Origin of the sequence: Calidithermus roseus, from assembly GCF_003574095.1 — a bacterium.
GTDB classification, from domain to species: Bacteria; Deinococcota; Deinococci; order Deinococcales; family Thermaceae; genus Calidithermus; species Calidithermus roseus.
Window position 1 is genome coordinate 1 of the sequence record NZ_QWLA01000033.1, and the last position, 13,027, is coordinate 13,027.

Sequence of the window (13,027 nt, forward strand, 5' to 3'; positions counted from 1 at the left end):
ACCCCGGCCCGCCTCGAGATCAGCGCGGTGCTGGTAACCCCCGCGGGCGAGCGCCCCTACGACCTCAGCCTGCAGGTGGGGGAGAACAGCGTACGGCTCGCCGAGGGGCGGGCTGCGCTCGAGCTGGCCGCCGGGAGCTACGCCCTGCAACCCCGCCTGGCCGGGGCCAGCGTGGAGGGGCCCGAGCAAGTCGTGCTGGAACCCGGCCAGACCGCCCAGGCCCGCTACCGCGTCACTCCCGAGGTCGCCCTGAGCTTCGAGAGCGACCGTACGGTCATGCAGGTAGGCGAGGAGGCCGTGCTGACGGCCCGCGTGAGCACCGCCTTCCCCGACCTGCTCCCCGCCGACCTGCGCCTCGAGCTGCCGGATTGCCTCGAGCCCCAGGCCAGCCCCCGCCTCAGCTCGCCGGTCTCGGCTGGCCGCACCGTGACCCTGCGCCTGGCGGTGAAGGCGGTGTGCAAGGGTGAGTTCGCCCCCGCCGCCCGCCTCGCTCCTTGGGGCCAGAGCCGCCAGGTGAGCCTGCAGGTGCTGCAGCCCGCCACCTTCACCCTGCAAAAGACCGGCCCCGAGGCTGCCGCCGTGGGCGAGCGCGTGACCTACCGGCTGAGGGTCGGCAACTCGGGTGACGTACCCGGCAGCGTGCGCCTGCGCGACGTGCTCCCCGAGGGGCTGGAGGGGGAGAGCCTCGAGCAGACCCTCACCCTCCCTCCCGGCCAGGCCCAGACCCTCGAGCTCGCCGCCCGGCTCACCCCCCAGGCCGGGGCCACCCTCACCAACCGCGCCGTGCTGCTGAGCGCCTCCGGCCAGGAACTCGCCGCCGCCCAGAGCACCCTGCGGGTGCTGCGTCCCAAGGCCGAGCTAAGCCGCGGCCTCGACCGCCGCAAGGTGCTGCCGGGCGAGGTGGTCACGGTGAGCCTGCGGGTGCGCAACGGTGGGGAGGCTCCCCTGGAGTACACCCTCACCGACGCCTATCCCGAGTGGCTCGAGCCCCTGGAGAAGCCCGAGTTCGCCGGGCGCCTCGAGCCCGGCGCCGAGCGCATCCACAGCTACCAAGCCCGCGTGGCCTTCGGCGCGCCCGCCGAGGGCCTATTCCAGGCCGAGTTGCGCTCCAACGGCGGCGATCTCCGCGCCCCTGACCGGCTCGAGCGTGTTCTGATCGGGGTGAATAAGCGGGCCGAGCCCCAGCGGGTGGTGCTGGGCAGCCCTGTGACCTTCGTGATCGAACTGCACAACCCCGCCGATCACACCGTGCGCTTCGAGCTGCAGGACATCCCCGGCGAGGGCCTCGAGCTGGCCGAGCTGCCCCAGGGGCAGATTCCCTTCGGGACGGCGAAGCCATACGCCTGGGAATTCGTCCTTGAACCCGGCCAGCGCGCCGAGGTGCGCCTGGAGGGCAAGCCCGCGCGGGTGGGCAGCCTGGAGAACCAGGCCCTGGCCTTCGCCGGCGGCGTGCCCGTGTCCTTCCCCAGCAAGGCGGCGGTGGCGGTGCTGCCGGTACTCGAGCCCGTGCGCACCTCCACCATCCGGCTCGAGTTCGCCGTGGGAGGCCCTTCCGGGGCAGGGGTGAACCCCGCCGCACCCACAGGCGAACGCCTGCTGCTGACGCACCTGCCGCCCATCGAGGCGGCGGGCGAGGGCAAGGCGGTTCAGGCGGTCTACGAGCCCGGCTCGGCCCGCCTCGACGGCAACCCCCTCCCCGACCCCCGCGTGGACGAGCAGGGGCGGCTCTACTTCGAAATTCCCTACCAGTCCGGCGGCGTGCTGAGCTACCAGGTGCGCCACCGCGCGGTGCTGGGGCCGCTCGAGGCCCCCACCCTCACCCTGGGCGTGGCCGACCGCGAGGTGCTGCTGCAAGGCCAGGTGCCCTTCGCCGCGCTGGCCAAGACCCGGCCCCTGGAGGCCAGGACCCGCCAGGGCTTCATCCAAGAACCCCTGCCCGGCACGGTGTTCCGGGTGGACCGGGCGCGGGTGGTGCTGGAGATGCCCTACGGCCTGGAGTTCGAGCTCGAGGTCGGCGGCGAGCCCGTCAGCCGCACTAGCCTGGGCAAGGCCGAGTACGACAGCGTCAAAGGCACCCAGCGCCTGGAGTACTACGGCCTGCCGCTGCGCCCCGGTGCCAACCTCATCGAGTTCCGTAGCCCGGCGGGCACCGACCGGGTGGAGGTCTTCCTGGCGGGCAAGCCCGTGCGGTTGCTGGCCCGCCCGCTCAAGCTCTACGCCGACGGGCGCACCCCGCTCGAGTTCGAGCTCCTGGCCCTCGACGCAGGCGGCCTGCCCAGCGGCTTCGGCCCCCTTACCCTCGCCAGCTCCCTCGAGCCCCTCGATCCCGACGCCTTCCCCACCACCTCGGGTTACCAGGTCTTGCTGCGCGACGGTCGGGCGGTGCTGCGGCTGAAGCCCTTGGCCCTGCCGGGCAACCTCCGCCTCGAGCTCGCCTTCGACGAACTCGAGGGCCGCGCCGAGTTCTTCGTGCCAGGCCGCCAGAACACCCTCTGGCAGGCCCAGGGCAGCGTGGGGGCCAGCTTCGGCGGCGGGGTGGGCCTCTTCGGGGTAGGCCGAGGCTACCTCGAGGCCCCCCTCGACCTCGGCGGCGAGGGCACCCTGCGCGTTGCCCTCGATGCCCGCTTCGGCCTGCGCGGCCTGGAGGGCGGTCTCAACCCCACTCCCGACCCCAGCGCCGCCTTCCCCCTCACCGGCAGCGGCATCGAGGCCGTCCTGCCCCTGCGCTCTGCCGACCCCCTGGCCTTGCGCTACGATAACACCGCCTTCAGCCTGGGCTATCACGCCGAAGCCTTGGCCCTGCCCGGCCTCAGCTCACTGGGTGAGGGCACCGCGCTGCGCTTCGAGACCCGCGAGCAGCAGGGCTTCGGGGTGACGGCCTTCGCCGGGCTGCTGCCCCAGGCTACCTTGACCGAGGAGCCCGCCCTCGACGGCACCCGCCGCTACAAGCTGAGCCAGCCCCCCATGCTGGGCAGCGAGACCGTGCTGCTGCGGGAAGGAGCCTCGGAGCGCCGCCTCGAGCGGGGCCAGGACTACACCCTCGACGCCGACGGCTGGCTGACCCTGGCCAAACCGCTGTGGCCCACCACCCCCGACGGTCAGCCGGTGGTGCTGCGGGTGACCTACGCTGCCCAGGACAGCCCGCGTGCACCGGGCTACGGCTTCGGCCTGCGCTACCGGCAAGGTGGCTTCAGCGCCGGGGCCAGCCTGGCCGCCCTGCCCGCTCAGGACCTCCGCTATGGCGCCGAGCTGGGCTACCGCGACGGCGCCTTCTCCGCACGGGTCAGCTACGCCCGCCAGAACGCCGACCGCTTCGGCCTCGAACTCGGCTACACCGGAACCTCCCTCGAGGCCAGGGCCGACCTCAGCTACGAGGGCCGCCTGCAGGGCAGCGCCAGCCTGGGCCTGGCCCTCAGCCCTGCGGACAAGCTCGCCCTCGAGCACCAGGCTTCCGAGCAGAACCGCACCGCCCTGCTTTACCAGCGCCAGCTCAGCCCCGGCTTCAGCGTCGGCGGCGGCCTGAGCTACCTGTGGAACACCGCGGGCTTGGGCGCGGTGGGCCGCCTGGTCTACGGCGCGGCGCCGTGGAAGCTCGAGCTTACCCACACCCAACCCTTCCGCTTCAGCGATATGGCCCTTTCCCAGCTCAAGATGGCCTACGCCTTCGACTTCAACCTCAGCGCTGAGGCGGCTTTGGACTACCTCTGGGGCAACGACCTGCGCGGCTCCTTAGCCCTCAAGCAGAAGCTGGGCGGCGCCAACCTCAGCCTCAGCTACCAGCTCCCCGGCGCCTCGGGCGAGGGCAACCGGGCACGCTTCGGCCTCGAGGCCCCCCTGCCCCTCGACGAGCGCTGGAGCCTCGACCTCAGCGCGGGTTACGACCGCAGCCTGAGCACCGGCACCGACCAGGCCGCCTTCGGCTTGGCCCTGCGCTACAAGGACGAGGGCCTCGGCGGCACCCTGGGCAGTGAGGTGGCTTTCGGCACCTCGCCCAAACTGGTGCTGCGCGGCGGCCTCACCGGCGCCCTCGACACCGAGCAGACCGTCTCCCTCGACACCAACTACCAGGCCCTGCCCACTCCGGACGGCAGGTTCACCCTGGCCTACGCCTGGCGCTCCCAGCAATACCAACTCCTGACCTACCACCGCCTCAGCGTGGGTCAGCTGGGGTGGGGCCTCGAGGGGGCCCTGGCCGCCGGCTACCACCCCAGCCTTGCCTGGCAACTGCGTCCCTCGGCGGCCTACCGCTTGCCCGCCGCTGACCTCGCCGGAGCCACCTACCAGCTGGGCCTGGGCGCCAACTACTACTTCACCGACTCCCTGGGCTTCGGCGCGGCGGTGTACCAGCTCTTCCAGCCCGCCACAGCCAGCAGCGCGACCCACTTCGGCCTCGAGGGCAGCTTGCGGGTGCTCGAGGGTCTGTGGGTCAATGTGGGCTACACCTTTGGCTATATGTCGGCCCTCACGCCCGACGCCCAGCCCGGCTTCTACCTGCGTTTGGACTTCCTGGGGGGTGGCCGGTGAGGCACCTGTTTTTTCTGCTCCCGCTATTGCTCGGCCTGACCTGGGCTCAGTTTCCCATTAGCGAGAGCTTCATGAACGGTAGTGCCACGGGCTGGGTTATCAGTGGCGATGCCTATCTGACCTCGGGCAATGGTGACCCATTTGGTCAGGGCTGGCTCCGCTTGACTCGAAACATCAACAACCAGAAGGGGTACGCCTATTACGACACGGCCTTTCCCTCGACCCTGGGGCTGCGACTCGAGTTCGACTTCTTAGCCTGGGGAGGCAGTGGGGGGAACCGGGGGGCCGATGGCCTCACGGTTTTCCTCTTCGACGGAACAACTCCCTCCGCTTCCTTCAAGATCGGTGATTTTGGCGGGGGCCTGGGGTATTGCCAGGGCTATGCCTCCAGCCCTGTAGGGGGCTTGTCCAATGCCTATGTGGGGATCGCCTTCGACGAATGGGGCAACTTCTCTAACCCTGGCGACCGCTGCCCCAATGGCGGACCGGGGCAGCGGGCAGACTCCATCGCCATTCGCGGTCCCGGCAACGGGAATACGGGCTACGCCTATCTGACCGGAACCAACAGCCGGCTTGGGAGTAACACCAGCATCGATTACGAGACCGCTGCCACTAATCGGCCAAGCCCGTCCGCCTACTATCGCAGGGCGCGGGTAGACCTCCTGCCGGTAGGCGGGGTGTATCAGATCACGGTATATCTGGCCACCAGCCAGAGCGGGCCATTCACCCAGGTTCTCGGTCCCTACAGTATGCCCAGTCCTCCACCGCCTACTTTGAAAATAGGCTTCGCGGGCTCGACGGGAGGTTCAACCAACTACCACGAGATCCGCAACTTGACCATCAATACCCTTGTCGCTCCTGCCGACTTGAGGGTAGTGAAGAGTGGGCCCAGTACGGTCGCACCCGGAGGAAACATCAGCTATACGGTGGTGGTGAGCAACGTGGGCGTCAACCCACTGACCGGAGCCAGTTTTACCGATACGGTGCCCGCGGGCATCACTGGGGTTACTTGGACCTGCGTAGGATCCGGAGGAGCAAGTTGCACGAACGCTTCGGGCAGCGGCAACAACATCGCCACCACCCTCAACCTCCCCCTAAACAGCAGCGCAACGTTCACTATTAACGGAACCGTGAGCCCAAGCGCCGGAGGACAAACCCTCACCAACACGGCTTCGGCCTATCCACCGTCTAACTATGGGGATGTCAATCCTGCCGACAACACCTCTAGCGTGAGCACCTTAGTGGCAGGCTACACCCTCTTTGGGCGGGTCTACCACGACCTCCAGCCCAACTCGTTGCGCGAGCCCGGCGAGGACTGGAGCAGTGGCACCTTGGTGTACGTCAACCTGGTGCAGGGCGGCAGCGTGGTGCAGAGTGTGGCGGTGAGCGCGGGCACGGGTAGCTATAGCTTCAGCGGGGTGGCGCCTGGGAGCTACACCCTGGTGGTGACGGGCTCGGCCAGCTCCACCACCCCTGCCCCTCCCTCCGGCTGGCTGTTCATCGAGCCCGTGGCGGGCAGCCGCAGCCTCAGCGTGGGCAGTTCCAACATTTCGGGGCAAGACTTCGGCCTCTATCACGGCTCGCGTGTCAGCGGCACGGTCTTCCGCGACGACGGGCTGGGCTCGGGCACGGCCAACGACGCCTTGCAGAACGGGGGCGAGCCAGGGATCGCCGGCGTGAGCGTCACCGCCTCCGACGGCGCCCAGAGCCGCAGCGCCGTCACCGACTCGCTCGGCAACTACGTGCTGTACGTGCCGCACACCTTCGGCTCCTCGGTCACCCTCTCGCACCCCCTGGCTCCGGCTACCGGCAGCAACGTGGGGGGCTCGAGCGCGGTGCTGGCCACCGCCTACGGCCAGAGCGCGGCGCAGCAGCGCACCATCAGCCCCTTCGCTGCGGGCAACCGCTACGACGGCTACAACTTCGGTGTGGTGCGACCCAGCCTGTGGCAGCCTGACCAGTCCGGGCAGGCCTCCTCTCCCGGCGTGGTCACCTATGCCCACCGCGTGCGACCGGGTACCCTGGGCACCCTCACCTTCCTCCGCCTGGCCGGTAGCTGGAGCTATCTGCTACGCCTCGACGCCAACTGCGACGGCGACTTCGCCGACGCGGGCGAGGGCTACCAGGGCTTGCCCTACAGCCTCACCGTGGGCAGCGCCTGGCCCCGCGAGGCCGACGGCAGCCTGCGGGCTTGCGCTGTGGAGGTCATGGTGATCGTCCCGGCGGGTCTGCCCGGCGGCAGCAGCGACCTCCTGAGCCTCGCCTCGAGGCTCCGCTACGCGGGCAACCCCGCCGTGGACGACCTCTTGGCCCTCACCGACACCACCGTAGTGGGCGTGGGCGGCGAACTGCGGCTCACCAAGCAGGTGCAAAACCTCACCCAGGGCACCCCTCCCTCCACCGGACGGGCCGATGGGAAGCCGGGGGAGGTGCTGGAGTACTGCATCGCCTACCAGAATCAGAGCAGCGCCCCCATCACCCAGGTGGTCCTCACCGACCCCATCCCCTTTTTCACCGACTACCAGCCCGGAACCCTGCGCCTGGGCGTCACCCCCCTCACCGATGCCGCCGACGCCGACGCGGGCGAGGTGAGCGGGGGGCTGGTGCGGGTGCGGATCGGGACGCTGGCGGCAGGCGCAAGCGGGCAGGTGTGCTACCGCGTAAAGATTCGTTAATTTTGCTCTCATGCACTGGCGAACCCTGGAATGTCCCCATAAAATGGGGCAGGCATGTTCAGCTACGATAAGCGCGAAAAGGATTCACAGCCCGTATCGCCGAAGCGGGTTTCATCCCAGCAGCCTGAGGAGTACCCCGAGTTCGAACCCCCTCCATTCAAGCCGCCCGTCCCTGCTCGCGGCCCCAGTGAGGCCACCCAGCTGTACTCGAGGCTGTTAGAGCGACTGCGCGCCGAGCCCGAGGACACGCTGGCCCTGGCCGCGCCCGGCTCCAGCACCCCCCAGGACCGGGCCAAAACCCTGCGCGAGACCCTCCAGAAGGCCAGCCGCAGCATCATCGACATCGACATCGGCGATGGCCTCGACGTGATGGCCAACCTCAACAACGGCACCAGCCGCTACCTCTCCCGGAGCAACCAGCACCTCGAGATCAGGGGCCAGGACGTCGGCCCCCTGCGCTCGCTGCTCGAGCTGTGGAAGGGCCGGGGCTACCTGGAGGAGACCCTCGAGGCCTACGAGCAACTCTACGGCAAGAGCTTCTATGCCGAGATCGGCGAGCGCGTGCGCGGGGGCAAATTGCGCCAGGAGCTGCTGGCCCTGCTCCCGCCTGCCATCCCCCAGCAACAGCTCACCTTCGACGCTTTTCTCGAGCACCTGGCCGTAAACTTCGTCTACTCCAACGAGCCGGACTTCGGCGCCGACGACCGCACGGGCCTCGAGCCGCGCCGCAAGTCCAACCCCGCTGAACTCCTCAAGGCCTTCGGCTACCTGCCCGGCAGGCCCATCTTCGGGAAGTGGGGCTTCCAGATGCGGGTGTTCCTCCCCGATCCCCAGAAGAAAACCCCCCACAACTCCCACCCCGTCGTCGCCTTCCGGGGCACCGAGGGCGTCGGGCTGCAGGTGCGGGACAACCCCAAAACCCCCCAGAACGAGCAGGAGAGCGGCCTGGACACCCTGGTAGCCGACTTTGCCTACGCCAGCGTGGGTTACAGCCAGTACCGGCAGAACCGCGACCTCATCGCGCGAAACCTCGAGGCCGCCGCCCGCCGTGGCCGCCTCATCCTGACCGGACACAGCCTGGGAGGGGCCCTGGCCCAGATCGCCGCCGTGGAGCACGCGGCCCTGGCAAAGGAGGTCGTGACCTTCCAGGCGGCAGCCATCAAGCAGGCCGACGTGGACAGGCTCAAGGCCTACAACATCCAGCACGCTACCGACGGCAAGGCCATCGCCAGCCGCCACTACCGCGTAGACGGGGACATCGTGCCCACCGCAGGAGAAGCCTCCACGCCGGGAGAAATCCACTACTTCGACTACCGGCGCGAGGGGCAGGGCCTGACAGGAATGCTCAAGGAAAACCACGTGACCCCGGCGCTGAGCGAGTACCTGCGGCAGGAACTCCTAGCGGCCTCCCGGCGCTCGGGCGGCCTCGAGCTCGACCCCTACCAGACCGCCCTCATGCGCTGGGGCCAGCGCGACGAGCAGGACCTTGCCGGCAAGAGCGTGGAGATCATCTACAGCGGCGATTATTCCACCGAGCGCGACCCCAAGATTCGCGGCGAAATGCTGCGGCGTGAGCTGCTGGCAAGAGTCCTCGATGCCGCGGGGCTGTTCGAGGCGGTATTTTACGAAAACCTGGCCTATAACGTGCTGCTCGAGGCCATAGAGGGCTTGGCTCGAAAATACGACAGCTATCCTCGCTTCGAGCAGGAGGCTTTGAAGCTCCTGAACAAAAGCGAACCTTTGTTCCCCGGTCCGGGAACCCAGGAAATCGCCAGGGAACTGGGCATTGCCGAGGAGGCCAATCCTCTCCTCGTCTCGGTCAAGACCCGGTGGGGGCAGATCAAGGAAAAGGGTCTGAAGCTAGATAGCAGAAGTCGCTTTGTTACGGACTTCAAGCGGCAATTACCCCAGATCTGGTTGTCCTGGCACCCAGACAAGGAGTTGCCAAAATCATGAGAACCTTTTTGCTTAGTGGTGCCCTGGTTGCCCTGATTGCTGCTGGTTTTTCAGCGCCTGGATTATTCCGAGCTGGAGGTGTGAAGTTGGATCCTTTATCACATTCAGAAGCGATAGCGCGTGTGAGAGAGAGTTTCAGTCAACTCGAGGTGCTTAATGAAATTCCATGCCCTACCTTTTTACAAGGTAGGAATGTGTTTTGTTACGCTTCAAAAGCGACTCCTGAAAAACTCATTGAGGTGATTGAACCAACCATCCAAATCATAGCTGAGCGAATTTTTGGCTGGAGACAAGACTATGGTTTATGGGTCGCCCACTACCAACTTGTAGCAGATAACCACTACATTTTCGGAGTAAACATAGGCTTGAAGGAGTTGGACCATCGATTGCTAAAAGACAAATTAATGGAAGGCTATACGTCTCTACTTGCCCTGACGGTGGATGAGTAGTGGCGTGGTATTTTCATTTTCACCCCCAAGCTTCGCGGACAGATGTCGCGGCGCGAGCTGCTAGCGCTCACGCTCGACAAATTGGGTTTTCTGGACGCGGTGTTGTACGAGAACATGGCTTACAACCTGCTCTTGGAGAAGGTCGAGGAACTGGCGAGGAAGTACGACAGCTACGTGAAGTTCAAGAAGGAGGCCCAGAAACTTCTCAGCAGCAGCGAGCCTGTATTCCCCACGCCCGCGCTCGAGGCCATGGCCGAGGAGCTTCGGGTGAGCGAGGAGGTGCCCAACTTCCTGTTCGTCGCCAAGTCCAAGTGGAGGGAGGCTAAGGAGAAGGGAATAGCGATACCAGAGCCTATTAAACGGCGCGTTGAGAACCAATTGGGGGTGGTGTGGGAGTCATGGCATCCCGACAGAAAAGCAGAATGAGTCGTTGGTTGGCTATTTGTATAGGGTTGCTCGTACTAGCAACTGCACTACCTCAGGCTTTTGTTATGAGGAATCCAGCCATGAACAGTGAGCAAGATGTGCTTGAAAGATTGGTTAGCGTTTTGGGTACAGAACTCAACCTACAAAAAATCACATGTCCGAACAACGCTTCAGATCGATATAAGTATTTAGCTTGCTTTGTAACTGACCTCGAGGCCAGAGAGTTGATTACCAACCTTACCCCTAAATTGATTGAATTTGCATATATTACAGGTGACTGGCGAGAGGATTACTCGGTATGGGGTGCCTTCTTTAGGATGCGAAATGATGCTGGGATTTTGTTTGGAATCAACTATGTACCTATAGAACCCAACCCCGAATTGCGCAATTATCCCTTGCTCAAAGGCAATAAAGCTATGGTGGATGTAACCGTGGCTAAAGATGAGTAGATAGAGAGAGGAACTGCGGGTGAGCGAGGAGGTGCCCAACTTCCTGTTCGCGGTGAAGTCCAGGTGGGGGGAGGCTAAGGAGAAGGGAATAGTGATTGACCAGAGGACCCGCGAGGCTTTGAGGCCCCAGCTATCAGTAATTTGGGAGTCATGGCACCCAGATAAGGAGGCCAAATGACGTATTCACCCAAGTTGATACTGGTTGTTTGTACACTTGCTGGCACAGCAATGTATCTGGGGATTTCACAGGAGAGAAAAACCTCGATGAATGTGCTGCAAGCGTTGCAGATGCTTAAAGATGTTGTTGGCACAAGGTTGGGACTTCCGGAAACCCAGTGTCTAAGCGAGGATAGTTACCCGTATCGAATTTGTTATGGACTCAAGGGAACGCCAGAGGATTTTATAGCCAAATTTGAAGGGAGCCTCCGTGACATAGCAATCCGGACGATGGGTTGGCGACAGGATTATAGCGTGTGGGTTGCAATGTACGACTTTAAGACTACCCGCAACGTTAACCTCGGCGTCAGCATTGCCCCCAAAGCTCCGAATCCCGAATTGCGCCGCCTCGACTCGATGGCTATTTATGATGCGCTTGTGACTATTGTTGTTGATTCGCCTCAGCAGCCAAAATATGAAAGCTTCCGGGTCGAGGATAAATTTGGGGGTTTGGAATAGTAGAAAGCGAACCTCTGTTCCCCGGCCCGGGAACCTAGGAAATCGCCAGGGAACTGGGCATTGCCGAGGAGGCCAATCCTCTCCTTGTCTCGGTCAAGACCCGGTGGGGGCAGATCAAGGAAAAGGGGATGGTGGTCGGCAGAACAGTCAAGGACTACATCAGAGATCAGCTCAAAGATATTTGGGCCTCGTGGAACCCCGGCAAGGAGTTGCCCTAATGAGCGCCACCAAAGGGCTACTGGTGCTTATCTGTGTCCTTGGAACTGCTGCCTTCATGTATGGAACTATGCGACATCAATCCGAAGCCGATCTGGATAGTGTTTTTGTGCACTTGAATCGGGTAATGCTGGATCTAGGCCTTGTGGGGGTAGATTGTCCGCGTGAGTATGATGATGATCCCTACAGGTACCGGAAGTGTTTTGCAAGCCCCTACTCAGAGGAAGAGTTCATCCAAGTGTTTGATGTAAAGGTAATCGGCAGCTACAGCAGGGCCTTCGGCTGGCGCCAGGATTACGGTGTTTGGGGGGCGTTCTATCACCTTTCGTCTGCTCCGGACATCTCCTTTAGTGTGGGTGTCAAGTCGGCTTTCCGTGACCAAGAGATCACAAAACTTATGCGGTGTGGGGTTCCTTTTTTGCTCTAAAAGAATCGCCGGACCGTACCTTTGGGGTGAGCATCGCTCCAAAGGTAGCCCATCCCGATCTGGAATCAGATGATTCACTGAGGGAATTTGACTTGTTGGTGACGCTCACAGTTGACCAGTAAATATCTGGGGTAGGGGCAAAGCGGTGTAGTAGTTGCCTTATCGGGGGGCATGGGCATGCGAATGGGTGAGGTGCCCTCCTGGATGGCGACTAGGGTGAGCTTGGGGACGTTGGAGACGGGGTACTCCAAGGCGTCGCGCAACTCGAGGGTCGGCTGGGGGGGTCTGAGGTTGTCCGGCTCGAGTCTGCCCCTCAAGAGCCCTTCGGGTAGCGTGGCCCGCACGGCCAGACCGGGGTCGGAACTTTGGACTGGCGCAGGGCGCTTGGGCTCTGGGGGAGCGGTGGTGGCTAGGGTTCCCGTGGTAAGGAGCACCGTGATCAGCAGCAGAGCCTCGAGCAGCACCATGGGCTCGAGGCGGTGCAGGCTGTTGCCGCGCAGCGCGCGCGGCAACAGCCACCAGCGGTTGATCCCGGCTAGCCCCAGGATGAGCGCTACCAGAATGCTCTTGTTGAGCAGGGCGCGTCCGTAGTCGTGCTGGCTAAGGGTGGTGGGCCTGAGGTCGCCGGTGTGGGTTAGCCCCAGCAGCAGCCCGGTGCCCACGAAGAGCCCTGCGGCCAGCAGGCTCAGATTGGAGAAGCGCTGCACCGCCTGCTGGGTACTGGGACGGGAATCCCAGGTCAGCAGCAGCGCCAGGAGGTTGCCACCCCAGCTCACGCTGGCGACGAGGTGGGCCAGGTCGCCGATGAGGGCCAGCCCTCCCCTGGCTCCGGCGTGGGCGGTCATGCTCAAACTTAGCAGAAAGCCCAGGGCCAGAGCCGCGTGTAGGAGGGGCCTTCCCTGGGGCCCCAGCGCCAGCAGGCCCACCGCTAGCGCCAGCCGTAGCAGCAGGTAGTTGCCCTGCTGGGTTTGGAGCAGGTAGGGCCAAAAGAACTCGGCAGAGCCGATCATCTGGGCGCTGTGGTAGGCGAAGTAGAGGCTCGAGCCCGCCACCAGCAGCGCCGAGGCCCACAGTATCCCCCACAGCCTCCAGGGTGCTTCCCGGCTGCGCTCCGACCCAATCCAGCGGCCAAACAGCCCTGCTCCTAGCAGGCCGAAGCTGCCCAGGTACAGCAGGCCGCGCAGGATGGCCTCGAGCTGGAGGTGGCTGGCGTGGTCGTGCATAAGATAA

9 protein-coding genes are annotated in these 13,027 nt (G+C 64.5%); 8 read left to right on the top strand and 1 reads right to left on the bottom strand.

Annotation, left to right across the window (positions count from 1 at the left end; genetic code table 11):
• From Mrose_RS09515 to Mrose_RS09545, 8 genes are all read left to right on the top strand, one after another.
• Window positions 1-4,524: VPLPA-CTERM sorting domain-containing protein (locus tag Mrose_RS09515; protein WP_119277694.1), on the top strand; the 4,524-nt coding region annotated here is incomplete at its 5' end.
• Window positions 4,521-7,199 carry a lectin-like domain-containing protein gene (locus Mrose_RS09520; RefSeq protein ID WP_182482756.1) on the top strand — a complete coding sequence of 893 codons (2,679 nt, stop codon included), beginning with the start codon at window positions 4,521-4,523 and terminating at the stop codon, window positions 7,197-7,199. The genes Mrose_RS09515 and Mrose_RS09520, both read left to right, overlap by 4 nt.
• A 54-nt stretch (window positions 7,200-7,253) precedes the next feature.
• Window positions 7,254-9,155: a Tle-like phospholipase domain-containing protein gene (locus tag Mrose_RS09525; RefSeq protein WP_119277696.1), complete on the top strand. Its 1,902-nt coding sequence runs from the start codon at window positions 7,254-7,256 to the stop codon at window positions 9,153-9,155.
• Window positions 9,152-9,604 carry a hypothetical protein gene (locus Mrose_RS18585; protein WP_147371603.1) on the top strand — a complete coding sequence of 151 codons (453 nt, stop codon included), beginning with the start codon at window positions 9,152-9,154 and terminating at the stop codon, window positions 9,602-9,604. Before Mrose_RS09525 ends, Mrose_RS18585 begins: the two co-directional genes overlap by 4 nt.
• Window positions 9,605-9,646: 42 nt before the next feature.
• Complete coding sequence (locus Mrose_RS09535) at window positions 9,647-10,030, top strand: hypothetical protein (RefSeq protein WP_119277700.1); 384 nt, start codon at window positions 9,647-9,649, stop codon at window positions 10,028-10,030.
• Window positions 10,031-10,110: 80 nt separating this feature from the next.
• Window positions 10,111-10,479 carry a hypothetical protein gene (locus Mrose_RS18590; RefSeq protein WP_147371604.1) on the top strand — a complete coding sequence of 123 codons (369 nt, stop codon included), beginning with the start codon at window positions 10,111-10,113 and terminating at the stop codon, window positions 10,477-10,479.
• 174 nt (window positions 10,480-10,653) lie between these two features.
• Window positions 10,654-11,154 carry a hypothetical protein gene (locus tag Mrose_RS09540; protein WP_147371605.1) on the top strand — a complete coding sequence of 167 codons (501 nt, stop codon included), beginning with the start codon at window positions 10,654-10,656 and terminating at the stop codon, window positions 11,152-11,154.
• A gap of 217 nt (window positions 11,155-11,371) precedes the next feature.
• Complete coding sequence (locus Mrose_RS09545; protein ID WP_147371606.1) at window positions 11,372-11,797, top strand: hypothetical protein; 426 nt, start codon at window positions 11,372-11,374, stop codon at window positions 11,795-11,797.
• Between the two features lie 74 nt (window positions 11,798-11,871).
• Here the strand turns inward: Mrose_RS09545 and Mrose_RS09550 are convergent, their stop codons facing one another.
• Window positions 11,872-13,020 (bottom strand): copper resistance D family protein, encoded by a 1,149-nt coding sequence (locus Mrose_RS09550; protein WP_119277706.1) that lies wholly within the window; start codon window positions 13,018-13,020, stop codon window positions 11,872-11,874.
• Window positions 13,021-13,027 lie beyond the last annotated feature (7 nt).